Raw genomic sequence first — 302 nt, 5'->3', positions numbered from 1 at the left:
GGAGTACGGCCGCAAGGCTAAAACTCAAAGGAATTGACGGGGGCCCGCACAAGCGGCGGAGCATGCGGATTAATTCGATGCAACGCGAAGAACCTTACCAAGGCTTGACATGAACCGGACCGCCGCAGAAATGTGGTTTCCCCTTTGGGGTCGGTTTACAGGTGGTGCATGGTTGTCGTCAGCTCGTGTCGTGAGATGTTGGGTTAAGTCCCGCAACGAGCGCAACCCTCGTTCTATGTTGCCAGCACGTGATGGTGGGGACTCATAGGAGACTGCCGGGGTCAACTCGGAGGAAGGTGGGG

The 302-nt window shown here is 57.3% G+C and carries 1 rRNA gene; it reads left to right on the top strand.

Annotated features, from left to right (window positions below):
• Positions 1-302, top strand: a 16S ribosomal RNA gene (locus tag DXK94_RS21180); the annotation flags it as partial.

It is taken from the genome of Arthrobacter sp. RT-1 (assembly GCF_003367205.1).
GTDB lineage: Bacteria > Actinomycetota > Actinomycetes > Actinomycetales > Micrococcaceae > Arthrobacter.
This window is presented reverse-complemented; position numbering and strand designations above follow the sequence as displayed.